Source organism: Pseudomonas paraveronii (assembly GCF_963681955.1).
Lineage (GTDB): Bacteria > Pseudomonadota > Gammaproteobacteria > Pseudomonadales > Pseudomonadaceae > Aquipseudomonas > Aquipseudomonas paraveronii.
In genome coordinates this window covers 3,569,776-3,585,592 of record NZ_OY817130.1, presented here as the reverse complement: position 1 = coordinate 3,585,592, position 15,817 = coordinate 3,569,776, and the positions used below count along the sequence as shown (strand labels likewise).

Annotated in this window: 16 protein-coding genes and 2 pseudogenes; 11 read left to right on the top strand and 7 right to left on the bottom strand. The window is 60.4% G+C overall.

What is annotated here, in order from left to right:
• Nucleotides 1-29 precede the first annotated feature (29 nt).
• Both U5A08_RS16435 and U5A08_RS16430 read left to right on the top strand, forming a co-directional pair.
• Nucleotides 30-1,010: a Gfo/Idh/MocA family protein gene (locus U5A08_RS16435; protein WP_253396430.1), complete on the top strand. Its 981-nt coding sequence runs from the start codon at nucleotides 30-32 to the stop codon at nucleotides 1,008-1,010.
• Nucleotides 1,011-1,099: 89 nt separating this feature from the next.
• Nucleotides 1,100-1,741 carry a ribonuclease T2 family protein gene (locus U5A08_RS16430; RefSeq protein WP_253396428.1) on the top strand — a complete coding sequence of 214 codons (642 nt, stop codon included), beginning with the start codon at nucleotides 1,100-1,102 and terminating at the stop codon, nucleotides 1,739-1,741.
• Here U5A08_RS16430 and U5A08_RS16425 read toward each other — a convergent pair.
• Nucleotides 1,732-2,601 carry an AraC family transcriptional regulator gene (locus tag U5A08_RS16425; protein ID WP_321847461.1) on the bottom strand — a complete coding sequence of 290 codons (870 nt, stop codon included), beginning with the start codon at nucleotides 2,599-2,601 and terminating at the stop codon, nucleotides 1,732-1,734. The two genes, U5A08_RS16430 and U5A08_RS16425, sit on opposite strands and share 10 nt — an antisense overlap.
• Before the next feature lie 109 nt (nucleotides 2,602-2,710).
• Between U5A08_RS16425 and U5A08_RS16420 the strand changes: the two genes are divergently transcribed.
• Both U5A08_RS16420 and glsB read left to right on the top strand, forming a co-directional pair.
• A complete protein-coding gene (locus tag U5A08_RS16420; RefSeq protein WP_321847459.1) occupies nucleotides 2,711-3,121 on the top strand; it encodes a hypothetical protein in 411 nt (136 codons plus the stop codon).
• 98 nt (nucleotides 3,122-3,219) lie between these two features.
• Nucleotides 3,220-4,128 (top strand): glutaminase B, encoded by a 909-nt coding sequence (gene glsB, locus U5A08_RS16415; protein WP_253396422.1) that lies wholly within the window; start codon nucleotides 3,220-3,222, stop codon nucleotides 4,126-4,128.
• A gap of 152 nt (nucleotides 4,129-4,280) precedes the next feature.
• On the opposite strand, the gene U5A08_RS16410 is transcribed toward glsB, so the two are convergent.
• Together U5A08_RS16410 and U5A08_RS16405 are read right to left on the bottom strand one after the other, a co-directional pair.
• A complete protein-coding gene (locus U5A08_RS16410) occupies nucleotides 4,281-5,525 on the bottom strand; it encodes a saccharopine dehydrogenase family protein (RefSeq protein WP_321847457.1) in 1,245 nt (414 codons plus the stop codon).
• A 28-nt stretch (nucleotides 5,526-5,553) separates the two neighbouring features.
• Complete coding sequence (locus U5A08_RS16405) at nucleotides 5,554-6,651, bottom strand: carboxynorspermidine decarboxylase (protein WP_321847456.1); 1,098 nt, start codon at nucleotides 6,649-6,651, stop codon at nucleotides 5,554-5,556.
• 283 nt (nucleotides 6,652-6,934) lie between these two features.
• On the opposite strand from U5A08_RS16405, the pseudogene U5A08_RS16400 reads away from it, so the two are divergent.
• From U5A08_RS16400 to metE, 3 genes and pseudogenes are all read left to right on the top strand, one after another.
• Nucleotides 6,935-7,715, top strand: a pseudogene (locus U5A08_RS16400) (OprD family outer membrane porin); the annotation flags it as partial.
• A gap of 18 nt (nucleotides 7,716-7,733) precedes the next feature.
• Nucleotides 7,734-7,820 (top strand): annotated as a pseudogene (locus U5A08_RS16395) (outer membrane lipoprotein carrier protein LolA); the annotation flags it as partial.
• A gap of 139 nt (nucleotides 7,821-7,959) precedes the next feature.
• On the top strand, nucleotides 7,960-10,248 hold the full coding sequence (gene metE / locus U5A08_RS16390; RefSeq protein WP_321847454.1) for a 5-methyltetrahydropteroyltriglutamate--homocysteine S-methyltransferase: 2,289 nt from the start codon (nucleotides 7,960-7,962) through the stop codon (nucleotides 10,246-10,248).
• A 60-nt stretch (nucleotides 10,249-10,308) separates the two neighbouring features.
• On the opposite strand, the gene U5A08_RS16385 is transcribed toward metE, so the two are convergent.
• On the bottom strand, nucleotides 10,309-11,463 hold the full coding sequence (locus U5A08_RS16385; protein WP_321847453.1) for an acetyltransferase domain-containing protein: 1,155 nt from the start codon (nucleotides 11,461-11,463) through the stop codon (nucleotides 10,309-10,311).
• 121 nt (nucleotides 11,464-11,584) lie between these two features.
• Between U5A08_RS16385 and U5A08_RS16380 the strand changes: the two genes are divergently transcribed.
• On the top strand, nucleotides 11,585-12,145 hold the full coding sequence (locus U5A08_RS16380) for a DUF924 family protein (protein ID WP_321847452.1): 561 nt from the start codon (nucleotides 11,585-11,587) through the stop codon (nucleotides 12,143-12,145).
• Between the two features lie 96 nt (nucleotides 12,146-12,241).
• Nucleotides 12,242-12,874 carry a glutathione transferase gene (gene yfcF, locus U5A08_RS16375; protein WP_321847451.1) on the top strand — a complete coding sequence of 211 codons (633 nt, stop codon included), beginning with the start codon at nucleotides 12,242-12,244 and terminating at the stop codon, nucleotides 12,872-12,874.
• Here yfcF and U5A08_RS16370 read toward each other — a convergent pair.
• A complete protein-coding gene (locus U5A08_RS16370) occupies nucleotides 12,849-13,115 on the bottom strand; it encodes a hypothetical protein (protein ID WP_247403901.1) in 267 nt (88 codons plus the stop codon). The two genes, yfcF and U5A08_RS16370, sit on opposite strands and share 26 nt — an antisense overlap.
• Nucleotides 13,116-13,247: 132 nt before the next feature.
• Between U5A08_RS16370 and U5A08_RS16365 the strand changes: the two genes are divergently transcribed.
• Complete coding sequence (locus U5A08_RS16365) at nucleotides 13,248-13,892, top strand: ATPase (protein ID WP_253396409.1); 645 nt, start codon at nucleotides 13,248-13,250, stop codon at nucleotides 13,890-13,892.
• Between the two features lie 34 nt (nucleotides 13,893-13,926).
• Complete coding sequence (locus U5A08_RS16360; protein ID WP_253396407.1) at nucleotides 13,927-14,268, top strand: hypothetical protein; 342 nt, start codon at nucleotides 13,927-13,929, stop codon at nucleotides 14,266-14,268.
• 39 nt (nucleotides 14,269-14,307) lie between these two features.
• On the opposite strand, the gene U5A08_RS16355 is transcribed toward U5A08_RS16360, so the two are convergent.
• Nucleotides 14,308-15,054: a creatininase family protein gene (locus tag U5A08_RS16355; protein ID WP_253396405.1), complete on the bottom strand. Its 747-nt coding sequence runs from the start codon at nucleotides 15,052-15,054 to the stop codon at nucleotides 14,308-14,310.
• 30 nt (nucleotides 15,055-15,084) lie between these two features.
• The gene (locus U5A08_RS16350) at nucleotides 15,085-15,798 is read right to left on the bottom strand and encodes a murein L,D-transpeptidase catalytic domain family protein (protein WP_253396403.1); all 714 of its coding nucleotides are present in this window, start codon (nucleotides 15,796-15,798) and stop codon (nucleotides 15,085-15,087) included.
• Nucleotides 15,799-15,817 lie beyond the last annotated feature (19 nt).

Sequence of the window (15,817 nt, the reverse complement as noted above, 5' to 3'; positions counted from 1 at the left end):
CGATTGACGACAACGCACGAGGTAAACAGATGAAAACCGTACGTTGGGGCATGATCGGTTGTGGCAGTGTCACTGAGTTAAAGAGTGGACCTGCTTTCTACAAAGCGCCAGGTTCGGCTCTGGTGGCCGTGATGGGGCGCCGCGAAGAGGTTGTGCGCGATTATGCGGCACGCCACGGCATCGCCCGTTTCTATACCGACGCGCAGGCACTGATTAACGACCCTGAAGTGGACGCGGTGTACATCGCCACACCGCCCGACAGCCACCTCGAATACAGCCTGATGGTCGCCGCTGCCGGCAAGCACTGTTGCGTCGAGAAACCCATGGCACTGAATGCCGAGCAGGGCGCATTGATGCAGCGCACCTTCGAACGTGCCGGGCTGCATTTGTTTGTGTCCTACTATCGCCGTTCGCTGCCGCGGTTCCAGCAAGTGCGCGACTGGCTGCGCGACGGGCGCATCGGCCAATTGCGGCACCTGACCTGGTCCCTGTGCAAGCCGCCGGCCGTCGAAGACACCAGCGCCGCCAACTGGCGCACCGACCCGGCCATTGCCGGCGGCGGCTATTTTGCCGACCTGGCCAGCCACGGCTTTGATCTGTTCCAGTACCTGGCCGGGGACATTGTCGAGGTTGCCGGGTTTACCGCGCGACAGGCCGGGCGGTATGCGGCGGAAGATGCGGTGACCGCCTGCTGGACCTTCAGCTCCGGCGCGCTGGGCATGGGTTGCTGGAACTTTGTCGCGGACCGCCGTGAAGATCGCGTCGAGCTGATCGGCACGCAGGGTCGTATCACGTTTGCGGTGTTCGACGACCAACCCTTGCGGCTTGAAGGGGAAGTCGACGAAGTGCTGGAGGTGCCTTGCCACACGCATATCCAGTGGCACCATGTGTTGGGCATGAATGCGCATATTCGCGGCGACGCCGAGCATCCTGCGCTGGCGATCGAGGCGTTGAAGACCGATCGGATTCTGGACAAGGTGCTGCAACGCAATCCCTACCATCCTGAGTAGTTTTCTTTGGCGACGTGTTGCATTCACGACTTTCGCCGGGCGTTGGTCTGCGCTAACAATGCGGGCTTATTTTTTCAAGGAACAGACGGATGAAATACAAGGCAGCCTGGCTGGCCGTGGGGTGGGTACTGGCAAGTATGGCGACGCAGGCGGCGCCACGGGAGCAGCGGCCGGCGGGGGACTTTGATTTTTATGTGCTGTCGCTGTCGTGGTCGCCGACGTTCTGCCTGGCGCACCCGAACAACGAGCAATGCAGCGGCAAAGGCTACGGGTTTGTATTGCATGGGCTATGGCCGCAATACGCGCGGGGTGGCTGGCCGGCGTCGTGCGATGCGCAGTCGCGGCTGTCGGCCGATGAGCTGGCCAAAGGCGCGTTGATGTTCCCGACGCAGGCATTGCTCAAGCATGAATGGTCCAAACATGGCACCTGCAGCGGTCTGGGCGCCTCGCGCTACCTGCAAGCCACCGATGCGGCCTTGGCCACGGTGCAGATCCCGCAGCAATTGCAGCCGTTCAACGTGCCGGGTTACCTGGAGGCGCGGGAGATCGAGGCGCTGTTTCGCGAGAGTAACCCGGCCATGGGCAACCATGGCGTGGCGGTGATCTGCAAGGGCAAGGTGTTGTCCGAAGTGCGGGTGTGCCTGAGCAAGGAACTGCGTTTTGCCGGCTGCCCCAAGAGTGTGAAAACCCAGTGCCGGGGCGGGGATATCCGGATTCCGGTTCAGCGCTGATCAAGCGGCTGCAGCGAGTGCAATGCAATGGCCGCAGGGGCAGCGGTTGACGTCGCCACCCCGGCGCGGTCCGCCAGGTAACGCGCCGGCGGCTGGCCTACGGCCTTGCGGAACATGGTGATAAAACCGCTGGCATTCTCATAGCCCAAATCCAGGGCGACCCGCTGCACACTTTCGCCCCTGGCCAGTCGTTGCAGCGACAGGATCACATGCAACTGCCGGCGCCAGCGGCCGAAGCTCAGGCCGGACTCCTCCAGTAACAGGCGGGTCATGCTGCGCTCGCTCATGCCGATGCGCACCGCCCATTGTCCGAGCGTGGCTTTATCGCCGGGGTTGGCCAGCAGACTGTCGGCCATGCGGCGCAGCCTCGGGTCTTGGGGCATCGGCAGGTGCAGGCCTTCGATGTGCGCCTGGGCCAGCTCGTCCAGCAATGTGCCGATCAAACGTCCCTGCGCACCGTTCACTTCATACAACTGCGGGAAGCTCACCGCTTTGCCGATCAGCTCATGCAGCAGGCCGGACACCGCCAGGGTGCAGCATTGCGAGGGCAGGGCGCTGGCAGCGTCGGGGTCGATCAGCAGGCAATACACCTCCGCTTCCCCGGAGCCACGGGCGGCGTGGGGCGTACCGCCGGGAATCCACAGCGCGCACTGGCGCGGCACAATCCAGATACCGGCCTCGATTTCGCAATGAATCACCCCGCGCAGCGTGTACATCAACTGGCCTTTGCGGTGGGTGTGCTGAACGTGTTCCCAACTCTCGGACGTACTGCTCGCGCCTACGGCCACCACGGCACGTGGGATTACGTCGGCATCCTTGGCCAATAGCGGATCATGCAGGTCCAGGCGGTGGCGTTTCATAGCGGGCTCGCAGCTTGGCTGAATTGCGAAACATTTTGGCTATTCTGTGCAATGCCGTCCAGCCTTGCGAGCTTTATAGTGAGATCAATTCTCATTAAGGAGCTCTGCCATGCGCCTCGACAGTTCAACATTTCCCGTGGTGAAGATCGTTTTTGATGCGCCGAATGAAGGCGGGTCGCAGGACAGCTTCGTGATGTTCGAAGGCCTGCTGGCACGTCAGCAATCTTTTGTGTTGCTGTATGAAAAAGCCTTGGACGAACTCAATCACGCGCATTCCTACGAAGAGCGCGAGCACGCCTCGCTCTGGATGAGGAAACACCGGCAGACCCTGCGTGCGTATGTCAAAGGCATGATCCAGGTGGAGCCCTGCGCCGCCAAACGCCGGGCACTCAAGCCGTTCGCCATGACCTTCGGCCAGGCCTGGGGTTATCCGCTGCTGCTGGTGGGGTCCAATGACCAGGCATGGGCGCTGGCGCGGGATGTGCTGGATGAGCAGGTGTCGGATGTGACGTATTTCTAAGCCATACACCGCCTCCCGCCAGTGGGCCTGCCGAGTACATTGAAGTATCCTCCGCGCCCCGCTTACCACTGATTCAAAGAACGATGACAGGACAAGACATGCAGGCGCTGTTGGAGTCGATTCTCGACGAAGTTCGTCCACTGATCGGCCTCGGCAAAGTCGCCGACTACATCCCCGCGCTGGCCGACGTGCCCGCTGATCAACTGGGGATCGCTGTGTACGGCAATGACGGCACGGCCTACTGCGCCGGGGATGCCGATACCCTGTTCTCGGTGCAGAGCATTTCCAAGGTGTTCAGCCTGGTGCAAGCCATCGACCACGGCGGCGAAACCATCTGGGAGCGCCTGGGCCACGAGCCCTCGGGCCAGCCGTTCAACTCGCTGGTGCAGCTGGAGTTCGAACGCGGTCGCCCACGCAACCCCTTTATCAATGCCGGCGCGCTGGTGATCTGCGATATCAACCAGTCACGCTTTGCCGTGCCGATTCTGTCGATGCGCGACTTTGTGCGGCGCCTGTCGGGCAACCCGCAGATCCTGGTCAACAGCGTCGTCGCCGAGTCGGAAGCGCAACACGGCGCACGCAATGCGGCCATGGCCTACCTGATGAAGTCGTTCGGCAACTTCCATAACGATGTCGACGCGGTGCTGCACAGTTACTTCAATTACTGTGCGCTACAAATGAGCTGCCTGGATTTGGCCAGGGCGTTCAGCTTCCTGGCCAACGAGGGGGTAAGTGCCCACAGCGGCGAGCAGATTCTGACCGCGCGCCAGACCAAGCAGGTCAACTCGATCATGGCCACCAGCGGGCTGTATGACGAGGCGGGGAATTTCGCCTATCGCGTGGGCTTGCCGGGCAAGAGCGGAGTCGGCGGCGGCATTGTCGCGGTGGTGCCGGGGCAGTTCACGGTGTGCGTGTGGTCGCCGGAGTTGAACGCGGCGGGGAATTCGCTGGCAGGGATCAAGGCGTTGGAGTTGCTGAGTGAGCGGATTGGCTGGTCGGTGTTTTGAGGCCGCTCCCGTATGTGCAGGAAGCATCACGAATCCAAATGTGGGAGGGGGCTTGCCCCCGATTACAGTGTGTCAGTCAATACAGCTGTGACTGATCTACCGCTATCGGGGCAAGCCCCCTCCCACATTTTGGTTCGGTCAGCTATCGCCTATCAGGCAATCGCATCCCAAGCCCGATCACCGTGCTCGTCTTTGATCCGAGTCGGCAAGCCCATCACGTCCAGCGCCTTGAGGAACGGCTCAGCCGGCAGCTCCTCAACGTTGGCCATGTGCTTCACATCCCACTCGCCACGTGCAACCAGCAGCGCAGCGGCGACGGGTGGCACGCCTGCGGTGTAGGAAATGCCCTGGCTTTCAGTTTCAGCAAAGGCTTCTTCATGGCACGCCACGTTGTAGATGAACATCTCGCGCGGCTGGCCATCCTTGGTGCCTTTGACCAAGTCGCCGATGCAGGTCTTGCCGGTGTAGCCAGGGGCGAGCGAAGACGGGTCGGGCAGCACGGCCTTGACCACTTTCAACGGCACCACTTGCAGGCCTTCGGCGGTGGTGACCGGCTTTTCGGAGAGCAGGCCGAGGCTGTTCAGCACGGTGAACACGTTGATGTAGTGTTCGCCGAAGCTCATCCAGAAGCGCACGTTGGGCACGTCGAGGTTTTTCGACAGCGAGTGGACTTCATCGTGGCCGGTCAGGTACAGGTTCTGCGAACCGACCACCGGCAGGTCGTCGGTGCGTTTGACTTCGAACATGGTGTTGCTGGTCCACTGGCTGTTCTGCCAGCTCCACACCTGTCCGGTGAATTCGCGGAAGTTGATTTCCGGGTCGAAATTGGTGGCGAAGTATTTGCCATGGGAGCCGGCATTGACGTCGAGAATGTCGATCGAATCAATGCGGTCGAAATGCTGTTGCTGCGCCAGCGCGGCATAGGCGTTGACGACACCCGGGTCGAAGCCCACGCCAAGGATGGCGGTGATGTTCTTCTGTTTGCACTCTTCCAGGTGGTTCCATTCGTAGTTGCCGTACCACGGCGGGGTCTCGCAGACCTTGCCCGGCTCTTCGTGGATGGCGGTGTCGAGGTAAGCCACGCCGGTATCGATGCAGGCACGCAGCACCGACATGTTGAGGAACGCGGAGCCGACGTTGATGACGATCTGCGATTGCGTCTCGCGGATCAGGGCCTTGGTCGCTTCCACGTCCAGGGCGTTCAGCGCAAAGGCTTGGATGTCGGCGGGTACTTTGAGGCTACCCTTGGCCTTGACGCTGTCGATGATGGCCTGGCATTTGGAGATGTTGCGCGACGCGATAGCAATACGACCGAGTTCGTCGTTGTGCTGCGCGCACTTGTGGGCCACCACCTTGGCGACACCTCCTGCACCAATGATAAGAACGTTCTTTTTCAATTGCTTTATCTCTCCTTTATCCGCCAGCTTACGAAAGGCTGGACAGGTAGTCGTCGTAACCAAATTCACGAACCACCTCGACTGTACCGTCGAGTTGTTTCACTACGATGGACGGCATTTTCAGGCCGTTGAACCAGTTTTTCTTGACCATGGTGTAGCCCGCGGTGTCGATGAACGACAGCCGATCGCCGATGGCCAACGGACGATCAAATTGATACTCGCCGAAAATGTCCCCGGCCAGGCAGGATTTGCCGCACACCATGTAGGTGTGTTCACCCGCGCTCGGCGCCAGCTTGGCGTTGAGGCGGTAGATCAGCAGGTCCAGCAGGTGGGCTTCGATGGAACTGTCGACCACGGCGAGGTGTTTGCCGTTGTAGAGGGTGTCGAGCACGGTGACTTCCAGCGAGGCGCTGTTGGTGATCGCGGCTTCGCCGGGTTCCAGGTACACCTGCACGTCGTACTTCTGCGAGAAGGCTTTCAAGCGTGCGCAGAACGCGTCCAGCGCATAGCCTTCGCCGGTGAAGTGGATGCCGCCGCCGAGGCTGACCCACTTGACCTTGTGCAGCAGCGCACCGAAGCGTTCTTCGATGGTGCACAGCATCTTGTCGAACAGGCTGAAGTCGTCGTTTTCGCAGTTGTTGTGGAACATGAAACCGGAGATCTGCTCGATCACGCCTTCGATTTTCACCGGGTCCCATTCGCCCAGACGGCTGAACGGGCGCGCCGGGTCGGCCAGCAGGTAATCCGAACTGCTCACCTGCGGGTTGACGCGCAGGCCGCGGGTCTTGCCCTCGGAACGCTCGGCAAAGCGCTGCAGTTGGCTGATGGAGTTGAAGATGATCTTGTCGCAGTTTTCCAGCATCTCTTCGATTTCATCGTCGGCCCAGGCCACGCTGTAGGCGTGCGCCTCGCCTTCGAACTTCTGGCGGCCGAGCTTCAATTCATACAGCGACGACGACGTGGTGCCGTCCATGTATTGCTGCATCAGGTCAAACACCGACCAGGTGGCAAAGCACTTGAGCGCCAGCAACGCCTTGGCGCCGGACTGTTCGCGCACGTAAGCAATCTTCTGCATGTTGACCAGAAGTTTCTGTTTATCGATGAGGTAGTACGGCGTTTTGATCATTTTTGAGAGCCTGCGGCGGTGCCTGCCAAAAAAGGACACGCATTGTGCCCGCACTTGGAGCAGATCGAAAGGTTAGCGGGCGGATTTTGCGCGCCGGGTTTCCAAGCATAGTCACGGAATATGACTCTCCAACGGCATGCACCGGCCCAATGTGGGAGGACGCTTGCTCCCGATGGCGGTGGATCAGCTGGCCTATGGGGTGTCTGACACAACGCTATCGGGGGCAAGCCCCCTCCCACATTGGGATCGCGGTGTATCCAGGGCGCTGACATCAAACCGTCATCACACCACCGGGCGCGGCTCCAGCGACCGCAGCGGGCGGCACCCAGGAAAGTAATAAATTCACCTACGCGGGTGCCGACTACCAACTGACGAAGGACCTGATGGTCCAGTACTACTACGCCAACCTCGAAGACTATTACCAACAACACTTTGCCGGCTTGATTCATGTATTGCCGCTGGGCGATTACGGTTCGTTGAAAACCGACCTGCGTTACTTCAAGACCACCTCCGACGGCAAAAACAGCAGCGCCGCCGGGCGCGCCGAAGGCTACAAGTTCGGCGGCTATAGCAAAAATGGCAGCGGTGAAATCGACAACAACACCTGGAGTGCGGCCTTCATCTACTCCCTGGGGTCTCACGCGATTACTGCCGGTTACCAGCAAGTGTCCGATGACAGCAACTTTGCCCAACTCAACCAGGGCGGCCTGGTGAACAAAGGAGAGGGGGGCTCCAGCCTGTACCTCTACACCGACCGGACGGTGCAAACCTTTATCCAGGCCGGTGAGCGCACGGCCTTTGCGCAATACGCCTATGACTTCGCGGCGTTGGGCGTGCCGGGCTTGAAGGCGTCGATGATGTATTTGAAAGGCGACCATATCCTCACCGCCAGCGGGAATAACGCCAGCGAGTGGGAGCGGGATATTTCGTTGGATTATGTGGTGCAGAGCGGCACCTTCAAGAACGTCGGGTTCGGCTGGCGTAACGGTGTGTCGCGCAGTGAGGTCGTGCGGGACCAGGATCAGAATCGGCTGTTCGTGAGCTATTCGATTCCGTTGATGTAACAGCCTGTAGGAGCGAGCTTGCTCGCGAAGAACGCCAACGATCATGCGGGTTGCCTGACGGTACGCGGCGCACTTAGGTTCTTCGCGAGCAAGCTCGCTCCTACAAGGGTCAGGTGTTCAGGCGCCGTGAGGGCGGTATTAACATGAGTAGATCTTGTGATCATCAGGAATAAAATGAGTTTGTCTCACTATGCGAGTCTGCCGACAATGGCCGCCATCACTAACGGTATTGGAGTTGTAAGTCATGGCAGTCGCTCATTCCCTCGGATTTCCACGCATTGGACGCGATCGTGAACTGAAAAAAGCGCAGGAAGCGTTTTGGAAGGGCGAACTCGACGAAGCCGGCCTGCACGCCGTTGGCCGTGACTTGCGCAAGGCGCATTGGGCCTTGCAAAAACAGGCCGGCATCGACCTGTTGCCCGTCGGTGATTTTGCCTGGTACGACCAGGTACTCACCCATTCGCTGATGTTCGGGGTGATCCCTGAGCGCTTCCGCCCGGCGGATGGCAAAGCCACCTTGCAGACCTTGTTCGGCATGGCGCGCGGCGTCAGTGACCCTTGCTGCGGTGGGGCGCACGCTCAGGAAATGACCAAGTGGTTCGACACCAATTACCACTACCTGGTGCCTGAATTCAGCGTCGACCAGCACTTTCACCTCGGTTGGGAGCAGCTCTTCGACGAGGTCAAGGAGGCGCGTGACCTGGGCCACACCGTCAAGCCCGTGGTGATCGGCCCGCTGACGTACCTGTGGCTGGGCAAGGCCAAGGGCAGCGATTTCGACAAGCTCGACCTGCTCGAACGCCTGCTGCCCCTGTACGGCCAGATCTTCCAGCGCCTGGCTGACCTGGGCGTGGAGTGGGTGCAGATCGACGAGCCGATTCTGGTACTCGACCTGCCGCAGGCGTGGAAAAACGCCTTCGAACGCGCCTACAACCTGATCCAGCGCGATCCGCTGAAAAAATTGGTCGCTACCTACTTCGGCGGCCTGGAAGAAAACCTCGGCCTGGCCGCCAACCTGCCGGTTGATGGCCTGCACATTGACCTGGTGCGCGCACCGGAGCAGTACCCGACCATTCTCGACCGCCTACCGGCCTACAAAGTCTTGTCCCTGGGCGTGGTCAACGGCCGTAACGTCTGGCGTTGCGACCTGGAACACGCCCTCGGCACCCTGCAGCACGCCCATGAGAAGCTGGGCGATCGGCTGTGGGTGGCGCCGTCTTGTTCGTTGCTGCACAGCCCGGTCGACCTGGGCCGTGAAGACCAGCTCGATAGCGAGTTGAAAAGCTGGCTGGCGTTCGCGGTCCAGAAGTGCGCCGAAGTGGCCGTGCTGGCCCAGGCCGTCAACCAGCCCGAAGCGCCGAACGTGCTCGCCGCCTTGGCTGAAAGCCGCGCCGTACAGGCGGCCCGTGCCGCATCGCCGCGCATTCACAAACCGGCGGTGCAAGCCCGTGTGGCGGCGATCACCGCTCAGGACAGCCAGCGCCAGTCGCCGTTTGCCCAGCGCATCGAGACACAACGCGCCGGTCTCAAGTTGCCGCCGTTCCCGACCACCACCATCGGTTCGTTCCCACAAACCGCGTCGATCCGCCTGGCGCGCCAGTCCTACAAACAGGGCAAGTTGAGCGAGGCCGAATACGTCGAGGCGATGCACAGCGAGATTCGTCACGCCGTTGAAGTGCAGGAAAACCTCGGCCTGGACGTGCTGGTGCATGGTGAGGCCGAGCGCAATGACATGGTCGAGTATTTCGCCGAGCAATTGGACGGCTACGCCTTCACGCGCTTTGGCTGGGTCCAGAGCTACGGTTCACGCTGTGTGAAACCGGCGGTGATTTTCGGCGACCTGAGCCGCCCGCAGGCGATGACGGTGGATTGGATACGCTACGCCCAAGGCCTGACCCGCAAGGCGATGAAGGGCATGTTGACCGGCCCGGTGACCATGCTGATGTGGTCCTTCCCGCGTGAAGACGTGAGCCGCGAAGTGCAGGCGCGTCAACTCGCCCTGGCGATCCGTGATGAAGTGGTCGACCTGGAAGCCGCCGGCATCCAGATCGTGCAGATCGATGAAGCCGCGTTCCGTGAAGGCTTGCCGTTGCGCCAGGCGCAATGGCAGCACTACCTGGACTGGGCCACCGAAGCATTCCGCCTGTGCGCTTGCGGCGTGCGTGACGAAACCCAGATCCATACGCACATGTGCTACAGCGAGTTCAACGATGTGATCGAGTCCATCGCGGCGATGGATGCCGACGTGATCACCATCGAAACCTCGCGCTCGGACATGGAGTTGCTGGACGCGTTCGAAGCCTTTGCTTACCCGAACGACATCGGCCCGGGCGTCTACGACATCCACTCGCCACGGGTGCCGGACGCGTCGGAAATGGCCAACCTGCTGCGCAAGGCCGCCAAACGGATTCCGGCAGAGCGCTTGTGGGTGAACCCGGACTGCGGCTTGAAAACGCGTGGCTGGCCGGAGACTGAAGCGGCGTTGATCCATATGGTCACGGCAGCGCGTCAACTGCGCGCCGAGTTGGCGTAATACATTTCACAGAAATGCGGGCGGGGACTTGCTCCCTCCCGCATCCGGAGCGGCGACGGGTCACAGGTATTTGAGCCACGCCATATCCCGCCGCCGTGCTTTCAACCCGGCAAACCAGCGCACTGGCCAATACAGTGCAATGGGTAATAGCAGCGCCACCCACCAAATCGCGCCAACACTGTCGAAACCGAAGTAGTCGCCGTGGTCGAGGCCGAACAGCGCCACACACGCGACGTACAGGATTTTCAACACATACAGATGCAACAGGTAAAAGAACATCGGCGCTGCGCCAAATACCGCGAGCAAGCCGATCCAGCGCCGCTGCCCCGCGCGTTCAAGCGCCAGCAGCAATAACAGTCCAATGTCCAGTGTCAACGCGAGAAACAACAGCGAAGGCGGATATTTGGTGACATTGAAAAAGCTCATCAGCGTCGACAGACTGCTGTCATACATCTGCCAAGGCTTCTCGCCATACCCATTGGCGGCCCGCAACAACACGAACCCGACCAACGCACCGAGCCCCGCCCGCAACAGGTAGCGCTGACGCAGGGTCGGCGCCATGGCATTGGCAAACCACGGGCCCAGGCCGTAACCCAGCGCGATCACACCGATCCATGGCAACACCGGGTACGTGATGCGCAATCGCAGGTGATCGGACACCTCGATCCAGCTACGTTCATGCAGGATCGCCCACACAGTCTGCAGCACTGTCCCAGGAGCGAAGTGCAGCGCGTCCAGCAGGTTATGCCCGGCCATGATCACCAATGCCAACGTGATCAGCAGCGGGCGCGGTAACCACACCAGCGCGGCGAGGGCGATCATGCTCAGGCCAATCGCCCAGATCACCTGCAGATAGATGACGCTGGGCGGCAGTTGGAAGGTCCAGGCGAAGTTGACCAGGCTAAACTCCAACACAATCAAGAACAGCCCGCGCTTGAACAGAAAGGCCGACACATCGCGACGGCCCTGATACTTTTGGCCGTACAACCAGGCGGACAGCCCGGTGAGCAACACGAACACCGGCGCGCACACGTGGGCGAGGGTGCGGCTGATAAACAGCGCAGGCTCGGTGCTGTCGATACTCATCGGGTCGCTGACCTGACGGTGCAGCAGGAAGGTCTCGCGCACGTGGTCGAGCAACATGATGAGGATAACCAGACCGCGCAGGGCGTCGATGGACAGTAGGCGTTGGCGTAAGGAAACAGCGTCATTCATGGTCGACGTTCACAAGGGCAGGACGAAAACAGGATGTTATCGTATAACGTATTTATGCGCACTGCTGCGTGTTGTCACTGAGGGCGAGGACGCTCGTGCCTACCACTGGAAGAGGCTGCTGATGAGCAAGCAACGCAACGAGGCAATCCATACCCCGCATGCCGTCGTCGACTTCTGGACGCAAGCCGGCCCCAAGCGCTGGTTCGCCAAGGACGCTGCGTTCGACGCCGCGTTTCGCGACACCTTCTACGCCACTCATCTGCAAGCGGCCCGGCGTGAGCTGGAGGGCTGGTTGAGCTCGGCGCAGGGCGCGCTGGCCTTGCTTATTCTGCTCGATCAGTTCCCGCGCAACGCATTTCGTGGCACGGCGCATATGTTTGCCACGGACCCATTGGCGCGCTTGTATGCGCGGCGCATGGTAGATGCCGGGCTGGATCAATTGATCGAGCCGCAATTGCGTGCGTTTTGCTATCTGCCGTTTGAGCATTCTGAAAACGTGCAGGACCAGCAACGCTCCCTGGTCCTCAATCAGCCGTTGGATGCCAACACGTTCCATTGGGCCAAGGAACACGCGCGGATCATCGAACAGTTCGGGCGCTTTCCCCATCGCAATGAGGTGCTGGCCAGGCTGACCACGGGTGAAGAGCGGGCCTTTCTGGAGAAGGGCGGGTTTGCCGGTTAAACCGCTATTCCGCCGAGGAATGCCCCTATAAAAACTGCGCATTGTCTTTATCGCTGCCGATCTCGTAGCGTGGGCTTTCACCCAAGGAGATCCGTCATGAACCAAGCCGCGCTGCGCCTTTACGTTGATTCGCTGTTCGCCAGCCCCTATGCGATGTCGGTGTTCGTCACCCTGCGCGAAAAAGGTCTGGCATTCGACACCGTGGTCCTTGATTTGGATGCCGCGCAACACCAGACGCACGACTTTGCCCGACTGTCCGTGACCCAGCGCGTGCCGACGTTGGTGGACGGGGACTTCGCCCTGTCAGAGTCCTCGGCGATCAGCGAATACCTGGACGAGGCCTACCCCGAAACCGCGGTGTACCCGGCCGATCCAAAGCAGCGGGCGAGGGCGCGGCAGGCTCAGGCGTGGTTGCGCAGCGATTTGCTGCCGATTCGTCAGGAGCGTTCGACGTTGGTGGTGTTCTATGGGCAGCAGATGCCGCCGTTGTCGCCGCTGGCCGAGGCCGCTGCACACCGCCTGGTCAGTGCGGCGCAGGTGCTGTTGGCGGGTAATCCGGCGTACTTGTTCGGCGCGTGGTCGATTGCCGATTTGGACCTGGCGGTGATGCTTAACCGCCTGATCCTCAACGGCGACAGCGTACCGGCCGAGTTGGTGGACTACGCGCAACGCCAATGGCAGCGGCCATCGGTGCAGGAATGGGTCAATCTGCCAAGGCCCGCGCTTTAGGCCATTCCTGCGCTACGCGCCGGTCCAGCTCTTCCCAGTCGGCCATGCCCAGCACGCGAGTGGTGTTCAACCCTCGCAGATAGCCCAGCAATTGCTGGGCGCTGGCTTGGGCATCGTCCGAGTCGGCCGTCGGGTCTTGCAAGACACGTTCATAGTCGACCAGGTAATCGGCAACCCGCTCGCGATACTCCGGCAATACGGCTTCGCGGATGCGGTCGAAGGTTTTCTGGTGGGGTTTCATAGCGTGGTCCTTATAGATTTTATGTAAGCACTATTGGTTCAGATAATAGTCATCATCGAGGATTGCAAGTTCTGTTTTTTCAGGAAAAGCGGAAAATCGCCCCATCGAGACGCAGTTCAAGGAAATCGCGCGATGAGGACGTTTATTCAACTGGCTTTAATGACCCTGATGATGAGCACTGCGGTCATGATCAACCCGGCAATCGCCGATGAACTGCGTGCAGGCCATTTGCTATCAATCGACGGTAGCGTAGACTCCCTGCGGCACGAGCAGTCAGTGGGGGTGCTGTACAGCGAAAACACGGTCGACAACCTCGGCTACCTTGAACGCTACCACGACACGGCCTTGAATGGCGCTAGGGATGCCCTCGATGGGCGCATCCGCGAGGCGTTCGTCAACAGCTCCGACCCGGAGTTGGCCATCGACTGGTTGATGAGTTCGTTGCAAGGTACGTTTTTGTCGGTGACCGTTTACGACACGCTGGATGCGCTTGTGCAGGCTCACCCCGATGTGGTGGTGATGCTCGACACCCATAACCAACTGTTGACCCCGCGTAACGATCAGGTCGAAGCGCATTTTATCGCGCGCTTCTACGACGCGAACCTGCAGTACATCGCCAAGGCCGAAGGCTCGGTGCATAAGCAAGTGCCATCGGTGTGGACCCGTGACAAGGCCGCCCCGGAGATTGCCGCGCAGATCGAGCAGCAGCGTGATGTCCAGCTCGATGCCTTGAAACAATTTGATGTGTCGCTCAAGGCGTTAGTCCGAGCGGGTTGATGTGAACGTTTCCTTTTATATATTCAGGATTTTTATGCGCTCTTTTTTCGCCCCGGCCCTGGCCTTTGCTTCCTTGTTAATGGCCGGTTGTGTGTCTTCTCCGAATGCTCCGACATTGACCCTGCAAACCGCCAAGACCCCCGAAAGTTATATGCAGTGCGTGTTGCCCAAGCTAGAAAAATACAATATCACTTCGACCGTGACGCAGAACTCGCGCCACGCCAGGGTGGTGTTGACCAGCAAGATTGCCGCCGATGATGTACTGGAGGCCTACAAGTCCCAGGACGGCACCAAGGTGTTCCTGTATGAGCGCAAGCCGCTCGCGTCGACCATCACACCGTCGCGCCTGGAGTTGACGGCGCAAGAGTGCAAGTGACCGCAGGCCACCGATAAACCCTGTGGGCGGGGCTATGGTTTAAGGTGTTGCTTCGTGACTGAAGCTGTCGACAACCTTGATCAGCCCTTGAGCTGCCAACGCCACCAACTCACCGCCTTTCTCCACGGTCGCCAGGGCTGGGTCCGAGCCCATGCGCCCGTCGGGGAAACGCGTGCGGAAGTCCAGCGCTTCACGGATCGGCCCGGTGTTGGCGATCTGCGGCGAATAATCGGCGGACTTGATCGACTCCGGATAAGCCCACTGCGTCACGGCGATTTCTGACGGCGTGGCATGGCTGCCGTGACCGACCGGGAACTGTCGGTGAGCCAGCTCGTTGACGCCTTCCAGATCCCACCAGTTCACCAGTTTCAGCGCAAACCCGGCCGGTTGGCGGGCGAAGCTGGCTTCGGCGTACAGCTCGGAAAACGCCGCTTCAATCGTAGCGATGTTGCCGCCATGGCCGTTGAGAAACAGGATCTTGTCGAAACCGTGCCCGGCCAGTGAACGTACCCAGTCGCCAATTGCAGCAATAAAGGTGGATGGGCGCAGCGAAATGGTGCCGGGAAAGCCCAGGTGGTGCTGGGCCATGCCGATATTGAAGGTCGGGCCGATCAGGATGTCGGCGTGCTTTTGCGCTTGGTGGGCGATGATTTCCGGGCACATCCAGTCGGTGCCCAACAGGCCGGTGGGGCCATGTTGTTCATTCGAACCGATGGGGATCACCACCGTGCGGCTGCGCTCCAGAAACTGGCCGATCTCGATCCAGGTGGACTTATGTAGAAGCATGCGACGCTCTCTCTTATCGGTGGGGACAGGCTAACCGCCACGGATTGTACGACTACTCGCCACCTGTTGGGGTTTGCAGTTGAGGTAGGTCGAAGACTTCAACCAGCGCTGGTCCGGGTACCACGAGAACATGAACTGCCCGTCCTTGAGTTTATCCACCACCTGGCGCGCCACCTGCGGGCGTACCGCCGGGCAGCCCTGGCTGCGGCCGATACGGCCTTCGCGCTTGCTCCACAAGGGGCTGACATAGTCGGCGGCGTGAATCACCAGGGCCCGGTCACGCGCCTGATCATTGAAGCCCGGCTCGAGGCCGTCCATGCGCAGTGAGTAGCCATGAGTGCCCAGGTAACTTTCCCGGGTGCGGAACAGGCCCAGGCTGGACTGATGGCTGCCTTCACGATTGGAGAACTGGGTGGCGAAGTTTTCCCCGGACTTGGCCCCGTGGGCCACCAGGTCGCGCAGCACCAGGGTCTTTTTGCGCAAATCGAAAATCCATAGCCGACGAGCGGTCGAAGGCTGAGAATAGTCAATCACGGCCAGGCGCTCGGAACGATCCTCGCCATTATTGACCGCACACTGCACCGCGCTCAGCGCGCTTTTCAGTACAGCGGGATTGAGTTCTGGAGCCGAGCGCGCCAGGCTGCTATACAAGGAAACAGGGTTGCCGTCGGCGGCGAGCACAACGGTGCTCAGCGTAGCCACGGTCAAGGTCATCAGGCCGAGGCGGCACATAAAAGTCAGCATCTACAGTACATCCCCCCAC